This window comes from Streptomyces sp. NPDC086549 (assembly GCF_044746205.1).
Classification (GTDB): Bacteria; Actinomycetota; Actinomycetes; order Streptomycetales; family Streptomycetaceae; genus Streptomyces.
The window spans coordinates 544,972-557,976 of the sequence record NZ_JBIVBS010000001.1; the positions used below are offsets into that span (position 1 = coordinate 544,972).

At 71.3% G+C, this 13,005-nt stretch carries 13 protein-coding genes and 1 riboswitch; of the genes, 7 read left to right on the top strand and 6 right to left on the bottom strand.

Annotation, left to right across the window (positions count from 1 at the left end; translation table 11 throughout):
• Positions 1 to 53: 53 nt before the first annotated feature.
• Positions 54 to 1,250: a lipid-transfer protein gene (locus ACIPSA_RS02530; RefSeq protein WP_402627970.1), complete on the bottom strand. Its 1,197-nt coding sequence runs from the start codon at positions 1,248 to 1,250 to the stop codon at positions 54 to 56.
• 160 nt (positions 1,251 to 1,410) lie between these two features.
• On the opposite strand from ACIPSA_RS02530, the gene ACIPSA_RS02535 reads away from it, so the two are divergent.
• From ACIPSA_RS02535 to ACIPSA_RS02555, 5 genes are all read left to right on the top strand, one after another.
• Entirely contained in the window at positions 1,411 to 3,153 is a 1,743-nt protein-coding gene (locus ACIPSA_RS02535; protein WP_402627973.1) for an MFS transporter, read from the top strand.
• A 144-nt stretch (positions 3,154 to 3,297) separates the two neighbouring features.
• Positions 3,298 to 3,948: a class I SAM-dependent methyltransferase gene (locus ACIPSA_RS02540; protein ID WP_402627976.1), complete on the top strand. Its 651-nt coding sequence runs from the start codon at positions 3,298 to 3,300 to the stop codon at positions 3,946 to 3,948.
• A gap of 118 nt (positions 3,949 to 4,066) precedes the next feature.
• Positions 4,067 to 5,047 carry an N-acetylmuramoyl-L-alanine amidase gene (locus tag ACIPSA_RS02545; protein ID WP_402627979.1) on the top strand — a complete coding sequence of 327 codons (981 nt, stop codon included), beginning with the start codon at positions 4,067 to 4,069 and terminating at the stop codon, positions 5,045 to 5,047.
• A gap of 158 nt (positions 5,048 to 5,205) precedes the next feature.
• Complete coding sequence (locus tag ACIPSA_RS02550) at positions 5,206 to 6,033, top strand: hypothetical protein (RefSeq protein WP_402627982.1); 828 nt, start codon at positions 5,206 to 5,208, stop codon at positions 6,031 to 6,033.
• 104 nt (positions 6,034 to 6,137) lie between these two features.
• Complete coding sequence (locus ACIPSA_RS02555; RefSeq protein ID WP_402627984.1) at positions 6,138 to 7,148, top strand: LLM class F420-dependent oxidoreductase; 1,011 nt, start codon at positions 6,138 to 6,140, stop codon at positions 7,146 to 7,148.
• 51 nt (positions 7,149 to 7,199) lie between these two features.
• Here ACIPSA_RS02555 and ACIPSA_RS02560 read toward each other — a convergent pair whose 3' ends face one another.
• The 4 genes from ACIPSA_RS02560 to ACIPSA_RS02575 all read right to left on the bottom strand — a co-directional run bounded on the left by ACIPSA_RS02560 (position 7,200) and on the right by ACIPSA_RS02575 (position 11,325).
• Positions 7,200 to 7,757 carry a hypothetical protein gene (locus ACIPSA_RS02560; protein WP_402627986.1) on the bottom strand — a complete coding sequence of 186 codons (558 nt, stop codon included), beginning with the start codon at positions 7,755 to 7,757 and terminating at the stop codon, positions 7,200 to 7,202.
• A 354-nt stretch (positions 7,758 to 8,111) separates the two neighbouring features.
• The gene (locus tag ACIPSA_RS02565; protein WP_402627988.1) at positions 8,112 to 9,182 is read right to left on the bottom strand and encodes a prenyltransferase/squalene oxidase repeat-containing protein; all 1,071 of its coding nucleotides are present in this window, start codon (positions 9,180 to 9,182) and stop codon (positions 8,112 to 8,114) included.
• Positions 9,179 to 9,931, bottom strand: a complete 753-nt coding sequence (locus ACIPSA_RS02570) for a class I SAM-dependent methyltransferase (RefSeq protein WP_402627991.1) — start codon at positions 9,929 to 9,931, stop codon at positions 9,179 to 9,181. Before ACIPSA_RS02570 ends, ACIPSA_RS02565 begins: the two co-directional genes overlap by 4 nt.
• Entirely contained in the window at positions 9,925 to 11,325 is a 1,401-nt protein-coding gene (locus ACIPSA_RS02575; protein WP_402627993.1) for a glycosyltransferase family 4 protein, read from the bottom strand. Before ACIPSA_RS02575 ends, ACIPSA_RS02570 begins: the two co-directional genes overlap by 7 nt.
• A gap of 209 nt (positions 11,326 to 11,534) precedes the next feature.
• Between ACIPSA_RS02575 and ACIPSA_RS02580 the strand changes: the two genes are divergently transcribed.
• The gene (locus ACIPSA_RS02580; protein ID WP_402627996.1) at positions 11,535 to 12,179 is read left to right on the top strand and encodes a TetR family transcriptional regulator; all 645 of its coding nucleotides are present in this window, start codon (positions 11,535 to 11,537) and stop codon (positions 12,177 to 12,179) included.
• A 27-nt stretch (positions 12,180 to 12,206) separates the two neighbouring features.
• Positions 12,207 to 12,512, top strand: a complete 306-nt coding sequence (locus ACIPSA_RS02585; RefSeq protein WP_402627999.1) for a DUF6193 family natural product biosynthesis protein — start codon at positions 12,207 to 12,209, stop codon at positions 12,510 to 12,512.
• Positions 12,513 to 12,523: 11 nt separating this feature from the next.
• A riboswitch (TPP riboswitch) is annotated at positions 12,524 to 12,699 on the bottom strand.
• 72 nt (positions 12,700 to 12,771) lie between these two features.
• Here ACIPSA_RS02585 and ACIPSA_RS02590 read toward each other — a convergent pair.
• Complete coding sequence (locus ACIPSA_RS02590; protein ID WP_402628001.1) at positions 12,772 to 13,005, bottom strand: ferredoxin; 234 nt, start codon at positions 13,003 to 13,005, stop codon at positions 12,772 to 12,774.

The following is a 13,005-nucleotide window of genomic DNA, read 5'->3' on the forward strand; positions in this document are numbered from 1 at the left end:
CTAGATGTACAAAGGAGTCCACGGGCCACCCGGATCGTTGCCTCCCCGTCGCCTCAGTCTGCGGAAGTCGCCCGCACCAGTGTCACGACCGCCGCCCCGCCCAGCCCGATGTTGTGCGCGAGGCCCACCCGGGCCCCCGGCACCTGTCGCTCCCCCGCCCGGCCGCGCAGCTGCCAGACCAGCTCGGCGATCTGCGCGAGGCCCGTGGCGCCCAGCGGATGCCCCTTCGAGATCAGCCCGCCCGACGGATTCACCACCCACCGCCCGCCGTACGTGGTCGCGCCCGACTCGACGAGCTTCCCCGATCCGCCAGGTTCGCACATGCCGAGTGCCTCGTACGTGAGCAGTTCATTGACGGAGAAGCAGTCGTGGAGCTCGATGACGTCCACGTCGTCGATGCCGAGGCCGGAGCGGTCGTACACCTGGCGTGCCGCCGCCCGGGACATGGGCTGTCCGACGACGTCGATGCACGAGCCCGACGCGAAGGACTCCTCCGTGTCGGTGGTCATCGCCTGCGCGACGATCTCGACGAGACCGGTGAGCCCGCGCTGCCGCGCGAACCGCTCCGACACCACCACGGCCGCCGCGGCGCCGTCCGAGGTCGGTGAGCACTGGAGCCTGGTGAGCGGGCGGTGGACGGTGCGCGCGGCGAGGATGTCGTCCACCTCGTACACGTCCCGGAACTGGGCGTACGGGTTGTGCGCGGAGTGCCGGTGGTTCTTGGCGGCGACGGCGGCGAGCTGCGCCTCGGTCGTGCCGTACCGCTCCATGTGCTCGCGGGCCGCGTCGCCGAAGATCTGCGCGGTCGGCGGGGTCATCTCGAAGCCGTGCCGGGCGGCCATGATGCCGTAGTGCCGGGCGACGGGAGAAGTGGCGAAGTCGCCGCCGTCCGCGCCGCTCCCCAGCGCCCCCTTCTTCATCTTCTCGAAGCCCAGCGCCAGGACGCAGTCGGCCGCCCCGCCCTCGACGAGCTGCCGTGCCAGCATCAGCGCGGTCGAGCCGGTCGCGCAGTTGTTGCTGACGTTGTAGACGGGGACGCCGGTCAGACCGAGTTCGTAGGCGGCGCGCTGGCCGGCGGTCGAGGGCTGGAAGCAGTAGCCGACGGGTACCTGTTCCACCTCGGTGTACGAGATCCCGGCATCGGCGAGAGCGGCACCGCCCGCCTCCCGCACCATGTCCCAGTACTGCCACTCCCGGGTCTCGGGCTTCTCGAACTTCGTCATCCCGACCCCGGCGACATAGGCCTTCATGGCCCGGCAGAGTAGAACACGTTCTACATAGATGCCAGACCTGACGGATCGTCATATTCCCATGACAAGGTCAAGAATTCATTAGAAGCCCGAAGCAACGGAATAGTTGCCCGTGCATACGAGGTTTACCCGGCACTTATCGCACTGGAGGCCTCACTCAATGACGCACACGACGACCGACCAGCCCACACGGAGAGCGAGCGGGGCCCTGGTCCCGGTGCTGGCCTTCGCGGGCATCGTGGTCGCGGTGATGCAGACCCTGCTCGTCCCGGTCATCAAGGACCTGCCGCAGCTGCTGGACACCTCGCCGAGCAACGCCACCTGGGTGCTGACCTCGACACTCCTGTCGGGCGCCGTGGCCACCCCGATCATGGGCCGCCTCGGCGACCTGTACGGCAAGCGCCGCATGCTGGTCCTCAGCCTCGCCGTGATGGTGGTCGGCGCGCTGATCAGCGCCCTCACCAGTGAGCTGCTCACCATGATCGTGGGCCGCGCGCTCCAGGGCTTCGCCATGGGCGCGATCCCGCTGGGCATCGGCCTCATGCGCGACATGCTGCCGCGCGAGAAGCTCGGCTCGGCGATGGCCCTGATGAGCTCCTCGATCGGTGTCGGCGGTGGCCTCGCACTGCCCGCCGCCGCCCTGGTCGCGCAGCACGCCGACTGGCACGCCCTCTTCTACGGCGCCGCCGGCCTCGGCGCCCTCTCCATCGTCCTCACCCTCCTCGTCGTGCCGGAGTCCCCGATGCGCGCCGAGGGCTCCTTCGACGTGCTGGGCGCGCTGGGCCTGTCCACCGGCCTGGTCCTGCTGCTCCTCCCGATCACCAAGGGCAGCGACTGGGGCTGGTCCTCCGGCACCACGCTCGGCCTGTTCGCCGCGTCCGTCGTCGTCCTCGTCCTGTGGGGCGTCTTCGAGCTGCGCACCGCGGCCCCGCTGGTCGACCTGCGCACCACCGCCCGCCGCGAGGTTCTCCTCACCAACCTCGCCTCGATCATGGTCGGCGTCAGCTTCTACGTCGTCTCGCTCGTCCTGCCCCAGCTGCTCCAGCTGCCGAAGGCCACCGGCTACGGCCTCGGCCAGTCGATGGTCGTCGCCGGTCTGCTCGTGGCACCGCTCGGCCTGACGATGATGTTCACGGCGCCCGTCTACGCCCGGCTCTCGGCCAAGTACGGGCCCAAGGTCACCCTGATCCTCGGCATGCTGATCATCGCGATCGGCTACGGCTCCGGCCTCGGCCTGATGAACGCCGCCTGGCAGAGCCTCGTCATCGCGGTCGTCCTGGGCGCGGGCATCGGCCTCGCCTACTCCTCGCTCCCCGCGCTGATCGTCGGCGCGGTCCCGGCCTCCGAGACCGGCGCGGCCAACGGCCTCAACACGCTGATGCGGTCCATCGGTACGTCCGTCTCCAGCGCCGTCATCGGCATGGTGCTGGCCAACACGGCGAACAACGTCGGCGGCGTCGCGATCCCCACCATGCACGGCTTCCACGTCTCCTTCCTGATCGCGACGGCCGCGGTCGCCGTGGGCCTGCTGCTCGCCCTGTTCCTGCCGAAGCAGAGCCGCCCGGCGCAGCACACGCAGCTGCGCGCGAGCAGCGAGGAGGAGGCGGGCATCGCGCACGCCGAAGAGGTACTGCGGGGCTTCCGCGGTCGCGTCCTCGACGCCGAGGGCACCCCGGTCCCCCGCGCCAAGGTCACCCTGATCGACCACCGGGGCCGCCAGGCGGGCGCCACGCTCTCCACGGACGACGGCAGCTACACCCTCGCCGTCCCGGCCCAGGGCGCCTACGTCCTGGCCGCGAAGGCCGCGGGCCACGGCCCGCACGCCGCCTCGGCGACCCACGCGGGCGACGACCGGCCGGTCGACCTGGACCTGGCCCTTCCGGGTCAGACGGTCAGCGACTGAACCGGTCAGTGGCTGAACCGGTCAGTGGCTGAACCGGTCAGTGGCTGACCACTGAGATCCACACCACGCGTACCCCCTGTCGCTTCGGCGGCAGGGGGTACGACAGCATGGGCGTCTGAACACCGGTACGACCGAGAGGACCCCATGCCCACGGCCCCCAAGCCCGAGATCCTGGCCGCGTTCGAGGCGGCGAAGGGGTTCATGCCCGTGGACGAGGGTCTCGCGCTGTACGCGGCCGCCGTGGAAGCCGGACGGCTCGGGCTGCCGCTCCTCGAGATCGGGACGTACTGCGGACGCTCGACGATCCTGTTCGCGGACGCCGCCCGGCAGACCGGGGTCACCGCGCTCACCGTCGACCACCACCGGGGCAGCGAGGAGCAGCAGCCGGGCTGGGAGTACCACGACCCGGAGACGGTCGACCCCGAGATCGGCCTGATGGACACGCTGCCCACGTTCCGGCGCACCCTGCACAGGGCGGGCCTGGAGGAGCACGTGGTGGCGTTGGTCGGCCGCTCGCCGCAGATCGCCGCCTTCTGGAACTCCCCCCTCGGCCTGGTCTTCATCGACGGCGGCCACACGGACGAGCACGCCACCGCCGACTACGAGGGCTGGGCCCCCCATGTCGCCGAAGGGGGCCTCCTCGTCATCCACGACGTGTTCCCCGATCCCGAGGACGAGTTCACCGGCCAGGCCCCGTACCGCGTCTACCTCCGGGCACTGGAGTCGGGCGCGTTCACGGAGGTGTCGGCGCACGGGTCGCTGCGCGTGCTGCGGCGGACGGGGTCGGGGGCCTGACCGCGCTGGAGTCCGGGACGGCGGTAGTGACGCCGGTGACGGCGCCGTCTGCCGCCGCGTCACCCATTGGGACCGTCGGACCGTGTGGCCGCTCCGGGCGGCAGCTAGGGTGGCAGACGTGTCGTACGTAGGCCCGGACTTCGATCCCCCGCAGCCACGCCGTCCCCGGCGGGCGCCGCTGACCGTCGCGCTCGCCGCGCTGGTGCCCGGCGCGCTGCTCGGCTGGCTCGTGTACGAGGCGGTGGGCAGCCCGGGTGACTCGGGCGGCTCGGACAGGGCGGGCACCGCCGGTGCCGCCACGTCCCCCGCCCCCTCGACCCTGTCGTCATCGTCCTCGTCATCGGCCTCGTCGTCGCCCACGGACGACGACAAGAAGCCCGGCGGGACATCGACGCCCACCTCTTCGGCCCCTGCCGCCTCCGGCTCCCTCAAGGGCAAGGTGATCGTCATCGACCCGGGGCACAACCCCGGCAACTTCCAGCACGCGACCGAGATCAACCGCCAGGTGGACATCGGCACGAACCGGAAGGAGTGCGACACGACCGGGACGTCGACCAACTCCGGTTATACCGAGGCCCGGTTCTCGCTGGACGTGGCCCACCGGCTGCGCGCGATCCTGGAGAAGGAGGGCGCCACGGTGAAGTTCACCCACGACGGGGACAAGCCCGCCTGGGGGCCGTGCGTGGACGAGCGCGCCCGGATCGGCAACAACGCGCATGCGGACGCGGCCATTTCCATCCACGCGGACGGGTCCGCGCAGGGCGACCGGGGCTTCCACGTCATCCTTCCGGCGTCGGTCCACAAGGGCATCGCCGACACCCGCCCGATCGTCGCCTCCTCGCGCGACCTCGGCGAGCGCATCGCGGGCAACTTCGTGCGCGTCACGGGCAGCGCACCCTCCAACTACGTCGGCGACGGCACCGGTCTCGTCACGCGTGAGGACCTGGGCGGTCTCAATCTGTCAACGGTTCCCAAGGTGTTCATCGAGTGCGGCAACATGCGCGATACCAAGGACGCGGCGTTGCTGACCAGCGGTGCCTGGCGGCAGAAGGCGGCGCAGGGGATCTCTGAGGGAATCGTGAGCTTCCTGCGCGGGTAGGGAACGGCGGGCGGATCCGGGCGGACACCTCGATTGTGCGGACGATAGTGTCATCCGTACGACGAGGTGCCACCCCCGCGCTTCACACCAGGGCCTGACGGCGACAGGGTGACAGCGACGCCTCCACCGATGACGAGACGACCTGCGAAGGACCTGAAGTGAATATCCGCTCCCTCACTCGAGGCGACGGCGTGGTGATCGGAGCAGCGGTGTTGCTGTTCATCGCGTCGTTCCTCGACAACTACTCGTACAACGGGGCACCGTCCGGCCTCGACCTCCCGAGCCTCTGGGCGAGCGGACCGGTCCTGCTCGGCGTCGTGCTGGCCGGAATCATCGGCGCGGCGCTCGTCGTCGTCGCCCGGGCCATACCTCAGCCCCGGAAGGTCGTCGGCCTGGACCTCGGCCAGTTCGGCGTCGCCTTCACGGTCTTCGCCGCGTGGAGCGCGCTCGGCAACGTCATCGACCCGGCGGGCGGCGGGAACAACTTCGGTAACTCCTCCGACGGTCCGAGCGCCGGCACCGGCCTCATCCTCGCCTTGATCGCGACCCTGGTCATGGCCGGAGCCGCCGTAGCCACCCCCCTGGTCCCCGCCCTCCAGGCCGCCCTCGTCCCGGCCCCCAAGCCGCCGGCCCCGCAGCCCTACGGCGCCCAGCCCCAGGGCGGTTACGGCTACCCCGGCGCACAGGCCCCGCAGCCGCAGCCGTACGGCGGTCAGCCGCAGCCGGGCCAGCCGTTCGGGCAGCAGTCGCCGGCCCCGGCCCAGCCCCAGCCTCAGGCGCCCGCCCCGGACTTCTCGCCGTTCTGGTTCGCCGTGCCGGTGCCGCGACCGCTGTTCGCGGAGGACGGCTCGCAGACGCCGGTCGCCGAACTGGCGCCGGGCACCTGGTACTTGGCAGTCGAGCAGCGCGGGACGCAGCTGATCGCGCAGACCCAGGACGGCCGCCGTGGCGTCCTGCAGGACACCTCGGGGATCCAGCGCGGCTGAGCGTCCGCGACCGTCCCGCACGGCCCCTCGCCCTTCCGGGCGGGGGGCCGTTGTCGTACAGTCGCCCCAGTCCCAGTATCTGACGGATCGTCAGGAGGAAAGCCATGCGGCTCGGGCTGGCACTCGGCTACTGGGGGCGCGGCCCCTCCGCGGACCACGTGGCGCTGGCGCGGGAGGCGGAGCGGCTCGGGTACGACTCCGTGTGGACGGCCGAGTCATGGGGCTCCGACGCGTTCACCCCGCTCACCTGGATCGCCGCGCAGACCTCAAGGATCCGGCTGGGTACGGCGGTTGCCCAGATGGCCGCCCGCTCGCCGACCACCACGGCGATGCACGCGCTGACCCTCGACCATCTGTCCGGGGGGCGCATGATGCTCGGGCTCGGGCTGTCCGGGCCGCAGGTCGTGGAGGGCTGGTACGGCCGCCCGTTCCCGAGGTCGCCACTGACCGCGACCCGGGAGTACGTCGACGTCGTACGGCAGGTGCTGCGCCGCGAGGCGCCGGTGGAACTGGACGGCCGCTTCCATCCCCTCCCCTACCGAGGCACGGACGGCACCGGCCTCGGCAGACCCCTCAAGCCGATCACCCACCCCCTCCGCCCGGACCTGCCGGTCCTGCTCGGCGCGGAGGGCCCCAAGAACGTTGCCCAGACCACCCGGATCGCGGACGGCTGGCTGCCGTTGTACTGGTCACCGAGCCGCCCCGAGGTGTACGGGCCGCACCTGACCGGCCTCGCCGACGACTTCCTCGTCGCCCCCATGGTCCGGGTGACGGTCTGCGACGACGTGGCCGAGGGACTCCTGCCCGTGAAGGCCATGCTCGGCTTCTACATCGGCGGGATGGGCCACGCGGCCCGCAACTTCCACGCCGACCTGATGGCGCGCATGGGGTACGAGGAGGAGGCGCGCCGGATCCAGGACCTGTTCCTGTCGGGCCGGCGGGAGGAGGCGGTACTGGCCGTCCCGGACGCCTTCGCCGACGAGATATCCCTGGTCGGCCCGCGCGAACGCATCGCCGAGCGCCTGGAGTCGTGGCGCAAGGGCCCGGTGACGGACCTGCTGGCCCTGTCCCCGGACCCGCACACGCTCCGCGTGCTCGCCGAGCTCAACTCGTAGGACTGCGAGGGGCAACGCGCCGGACTCGGTCCGACGCGTTGCCGATCATCGCTATCCGCCGGCCAGTTGACCGGCCGACGGCACCTTCTCCTTGACCTCGGCGCCCGCGCTCTTACCGGCGTCCTTCACCTTGTTGATGACGTCGCCGAAGGCGCCGACCGCATCGGGGTCGCCGCTGCGCAGCTTGGACGGCAGGTTCTTGAGGGACTCGATGCCCGCTGCGAGCGGCGCGAGGGCCTTGGAGAGCGCCGGGTCGCCCTGGGCGTTCTTCACGGCCGCCTTGAGCCGGTTGTACGTGAAGGCGCCGGCGAGGCCGGCCTTGACCAGGGCGAGCCTGCGGCCCTTCGCGCCCTTCTTGAACTTGCCGGCCTTCCAGGGCTTCACGATCCACTGGTACGTCGCCCCGGCCGCGAGGGCTGCGTTCGCCACGAAGCGGGTCTTGGCGAACTTCTGCTTCTCTGCCGACGTGGTGGGACTGGGCGTGCCGGCGATGGCGGCCGCCGCGGTCTCCCGGGTGGTGGTCTCGCTGCTCCCGCATGCGGTGGCACCGGCGAGCAGGGCACAGCACAGTGTGAGCGCCACGAAGAGGCGCCGCATATGTACGGGCACGGGGTCCTCCGGGATGTCTTCCCCGAGCAGATGTCTCTCCCGGCAGCGTCACCCAGGTCGGCCCACTACGCCACTTGGGCGAATCTGGTACGAGTTTCACCTACCCTGGTTCGCCCAGGAGCTCGGGTGGCACTGTCCGTCGGCGAGTGCGGGCCGTCAGGGGCTGGTCGCGCAGTTCCCCGCGCCCCTGTGGGGCGCGATCGCCCTCCGCGCGAGCCGTGAACGCCCACGAGCCCGGGCAGCGCCGCCCCACGGCGAGTGCGAGCCGTCACGGGCTGGTCGCGCAGTTCCCCGCGCCCCTATGGGGCGCGTGATCGCCTGCGTCGGGCCATATGCGCGCCCCCTTGCGGTGTGCTATGCGCAGCAGTCCGGGGCCAGGCCGTTCGGGAGGTGTTCGCCGCCGAAGACCGCGCAGGTGGCCTCGTGGCCGCCCAGGGCGGCGACCGCCAGGAGGAGGGATCCCGCTGTCCAGGAGGTGAGTTCGCGGGGCCAGACGGCGTCGTCGTCGAAGACGTAGCCCGTCCAGTAGAGGCCGGTCGCGGGGTCCCGGAGGTGCTGGATGGACTGGAGGATCTCCAGGGCGCGGTCGGACTCGCCCATCGCCCAGAGGGCCAGGGCCAGTTCGCAGGACTCGCCGCCGGTCACCCACGGGTTGGGGACCACGCAGCGCACGCCGAGACCGGGCACCACGAAGCGGTCCCAGGACTCCTCGATACGGGACTTGGCCTCCGCTCCGGTCAGCGCGCCGCCCAGGACGGGGTAGTACCAGTCCATCGAGTAGCGGTCCTTGTCCAGGAACCGCTCCGGATGGCTGCCTATCGCGTGGCGGAGCGAACCCAGCGCCAGTTCCCAGTCCGGCTGCGGCTCTTCGCGCTGCTCGGCGATGGCGAGCGCGCAGCGCAGAGCGTGGTGGATGGAGGAGCTGCCGGTCAGCAGCGCGTCCGTCGTGGGCGTGCCGTCGTCCTCGCGCCGCCAGCCGATCTCTCCGCCCGGCTGTTGCAGGCGCAGCACCCATTCCGTCGCCGCGTAGACCGAGGGCCACATGCGGTCCAGGAACGTGTCGTCACCGGTCGACAGGTAGTGGTGCCAGACGCCTACCGCTATGTACGCCACGAAGTTCGACTCGCGGGCGCGGTCCGTCACGTCGTCGTGCGCCCCGTCCGCGTACGCCGCGTACCAGGAGCCGTCCTCGTTCTGGTGCGTGGCCAGCCAGGTGTAGGCCCGTTCCGCGGCCTCGTGCTCGCCCGCCGCGTCCAGCGCCATGGCCGCCTCGGTGTGGTCCCACGGGTCCAGGTGGTGCCCGCGGAACCACGGGATCGCGCCGTCCTCCCGCTGCACGGCGAGAATGCCGCGGACGGTCGCGTCGGCCTGCTCGGAGGTGAGGACCCCGGGCAGGACCAGGTGTTCTGTCCGGGGGGTCGTCACTTGGCGGCCGCCTCGGAAGCCTCGGCGAGGAGGGGCAGGTGCGGCTTCGTCGCGTACACCACGAAGCTCTTGCCGATCAGCGGATTCAGTGCCTGCTCCGCGACCCGGGTGGCCAGGGGCTTCTTCATGATGTCCCAGACCAGCAGCTTGTGGTACGCGCGCACCGGCAACGCCTTGTCGTTGTCGACGCCGAACGCGCACTTCAGCCACCAGTACGGGGAGTGCAGCGCGTGGGCGTGGTGGGAACCGTACGGACGCAGACCCGCCTCGCGGACCTTGGCCAGCAGCTCGTCCGCCTTGTAGATGCGGATGTGGCCGCCCTCGACCTCGTGGTAGGCGTCGGACAGCGCCCAGCAGACCTTCTCGGGGCCGTAGCGCGGGACGGTGATGGCGATGCGGCCGCCCGGCTTGAGCACGCGGACCATCTCGGCGAGGACGCCCTTGTCGTCGGGGATGTGCTCCATCACCTCGGAGATGATGACGACGTCGAAGGACTCGTCCGGGAACGGCAGCGCGAGGGCGTCGCCCTCCATGGCGGTGGCGGTCGCGCCCGCCGGAGCCTCACCGGCCTCCTTCATCGCCGCGAACCACTTGGCGACCTCTCGGATCTCCTCGCCGTTCTGGTCGAGGGCCACGACCTGGGCGCCGCGCCGGTAGCACTCGAAGGCGTGCCGGCCGGCCCCGCAGCCGAGGTCCAGGACGCGGTCGCCCGGGGCGAGCGGGAACCGGGAGAAGTCGACGGTCAGCACGTGGCCCTGCTTTCGGAGTAGACACCAGTTGCGGCGGTGGCCGGGCCGCTGTCGCGCGGCTCGGAGCGGAGCGGGTGCGCGCCGCCGGAGCGGGCCATGGCCTCGCGGTACCGGGTCACGGTGCCCTCGGCGGCCCGCGCCCAGGTGAAGTGGTTCAGCACCCGCTCACGCCCGGCGGCACCGAGCCGTGCCCGCAGCTCCGGGTCCCCCAGCAGCCTGCTCAGCCCCGCGGCCAGCGCCCCCGCGTCCCCGGGGGGCACCGCGAGGCAGGTCTCCCCGTCCCGGCCGGCGACCTCGGGGATCGCTCCGCCCGTGGTGGCGACCAGCGGGGTGCCCGTGGCCATGGCCTCGGCGGCCGGCAGCGAGAAGCCCTCGTACAGCGACGGCACGCAGGCGACCTCGGCCGAGCGGACCAGGTCGACCAGTTCGGCGTCCGAGATGCCCTTCACGAACTCCACGACGCCCTCCAGTCCGTACCGCTCGATGGCCTGGGCGACCGGCCCGTCCTCGGCCCGCTTGCCGACGACGACGAGGTGGGCGTCGGGGCGCTCGGTGCGCACCTTGGCCAGCGCCTCGACGAGGAAGACCAGGCCCTTGAGCGGCACGTCGGCGCTGGAGGTGGTCACGATCCGGCCCGGCACCTGGGGCACGGACGGATTCGGCGAGAAGAGGTCGGTGTCGGCGCCGATGTGGATCACGTGGATTCGCTCGTCGCGCACCCCGAGGTGGTCGATGATCTCCTGGCGGGAGGTGCCCGAGACGGTGAGGACGGAGGGCAGGCGGCGGGCGACGCGCTTCTGCATGCGCGTGAAGGCATACCAGCGGCGCACGGAGTACCGGCGCTGCCAGCCCTCGGCCGCGTCCAGCTCCAACTGCCGGTCGACGGTGATGGGGTGGTGGATGGTGGTGACCAGGGGCGCGCCGACGTCGCCCAGCAGGCCGTAGCCGAGGGTCTGGTTGTCGTGCACGACGTCGAACTCGCCGCGGCGGGCGCGCAGGTGACGGCGGGCCCGGAGGGAGAACGTCAGCGGCTCGGGGAAGCCGCCGGTCCACATCGTCCCCACTTCCAGCGCGTCGACCCAGTCCCGGTACTCGTCCCGACCGGGGGTGCGGAAGGGGTCGGGCTGGCGGTAGAGGTCGAGGCTGGGCAGCTCGGTCAGGCTCAGACGGCCGTCGTAGGCGTCGTCCTCGTCGAGCACGGGGTACGGCTGGGAGCCGATGACCTCGACGCGGTGGCCGAGGCGGGCCAGCTCGCGCGAGAGGTGCCGTACGTAGACGCCCTGACCCCCGCAGAACGGGTTCCCTTTATAGGTGAGGAGCGCGATGTCGAGCGGTCGCTCGCCGTCGGCGGCAAGGTCCTGTCGGGGACCCGCCTCCCTGGCCTCGGCGGTCACTCTGGGCCCCCTTCTCCCTGCATTTTCCCGCGAGACTACGCCGGGACGCTAATCTAGAACAAGTTTCAGACTTGATCGTTCAGGAGGCACTGAATCTACCGGCAGGTAGGGGCGCTGTGAGCAGTGGATCAGGTGATTCGCGCCACGGCGCGGACCCCTGCCATGCTGTCTGATCACCTGCCCTCACCGACTGTCACGGAACGGGACCCATGCCTGCGCAAGCCAGTACCGTTCGACCCGCCTCACCCCCTCTCACCGAGCGCCAGGAGGCCCGTCGGCGCCGGATCCTGCACGCCAGCGCACAGCTGGCCAGCCGGGGCGGTTTCGACGCGGTGCAGATGCGGGAGGTCGCGGAGTCCTCGCAGGTGGCCCTCGGCACGCTCTACCGCTACTTCCCGTCCAAGGTGCATCTCCTGGTCGCCACCATGCAGGACCAGCTGGAGCAGATGCACGGCACCCTGCGGAAGAAGCCCCCGGCGGGCGAGACGGCGGCCGAGCGGGTCGCGGAGACGCTGATGCGGGCCTTCCGCGCCCTCCAGCGCGAGCCGCACCTGGCCGACGCCATGGTCCGTGCGCTGACCTTCGCGGACCGCAGCGTCTCACCGGAGGTCGACCAGGTGTCCCGGCAGACGACGGCGATCATCCTGGACGCGATGGGTCTGGAGCACCCCACCCCCGAGCAGCTCTCCGCGGTCCGCGTCATCGAGCACACCTGGCACTCGGCCCTGATCACCTGGCTGTCGGGCCGCGCCTCCATCGCCCAGGTCAAGATCGACATCGAGACGGTGTGCCGGCTGATCGACCTGACGGATCCGGCGGGCGTGGGGACGGGCGGTGAGGCGGCCCGCGGCTGAGGCGCCCGGCGCGGCGACCGCCTGGCGGTGGCTCTTGGAGCGCGGGCCCGGGCCAGGGGCCACTACGGCGGGGAGAAGCTGTTCACCCTGGCCGCGGCCGCCCACGGACAGCCGCGCATACGCGCCCTGCATCCGTTCCCGACGCACGGAACGCCGAAGTTCCTGCGGAGCGGCCCGCCGATCGACGGGAGGGACGACACCGACCTGCCCTACGCCCTCTGCTCCGGACCGCCGTACAAGATGCGCTCGATCCGCGGCGGCGCTCTCGGTCAGGGCGCGACACCCGAGGAGGCTGCGGCGCTCATGGTGGCCCACCCGCCCGCGGGCCTGTGAGCTCACGAAAAGGACCTACGAGACGGGTTCCCTGCGCCGGCATTACCCGGATCAGGTAGTGGAGGTCGCCTTCCAGCTCAACTACTGCCTTCTGGCCTCTCAGCCCGTCCGTCGACGTCGGCCCCAGCGGATGCTTGCGCGTCTCGCGTGAGTCGGCTACTCCGGATGAACTCCCTCACTCGCCTCGTAGGCCGTCTCCAAGCATAGAACGCCCCCATCGCCGAACAAAAGCCCCAAAGGGGATATATTTGAAGATTTTTTAGTCCTCCGGCGGGAACACCGGCTCCCCGCTCCCCAGCACCGTGATCATGATGGCCTCCACCGGGCAGCTCTCCGCCGCCGCCAGGACCTGCTCGTTCGCGTCGGTGTCCGCCGCGACGGGCCGGGACTGGCGGCCGGTGTCGAGGCGGAAGCCGTCGGGGGCATGGTGGACGCACTGGGCGGAGCCGATGCAGACGGAGCGGTCGACCTCGACGTGCCAGCGGTCTCCCAT

Bases quoted from the DNA above. Each gene is read 5' to 3' on its own strand.
- ACIPSA_RS02530 (WP_402627970.1), bottom strand. From the start codon at position 1,250: ATGAAGGCCTATGTCGCCGGGGTCGGGATGACGAAGTTCGAGAAGCCC.
- ACIPSA_RS02535 (WP_402627973.1), top strand. From the start codon at position 1,411: ATGACGCACACGACGACCGACCAGCCCACACGGAGAGCGAGCGGGGCC.
- ACIPSA_RS02540 (WP_402627976.1), top strand. From the start codon at position 3,298: ATGCCCACGGCCCCCAAGCCCGAGATCCTGGCCGCGTTCGAGGCGGCG.
- ACIPSA_RS02555 (WP_402627984.1), top strand. From the start codon at position 6,138: ATGCGGCTCGGGCTGGCACTCGGCTACTGGGGGCGCGGCCCCTCCGCG.
- ACIPSA_RS02580 (WP_402627996.1), top strand. From the start codon at position 11,535: ATGCCTGCGCAAGCCAGTACCGTTCGACCCGCCTCACCCCCTCTCACC.
- ACIPSA_RS02590 (WP_402628001.1), bottom strand. From the start codon at position 13,005: ATGGGAGACCGCTGGCACGTCGAGGTCGACCGCTCCGTCTGCATCGGC.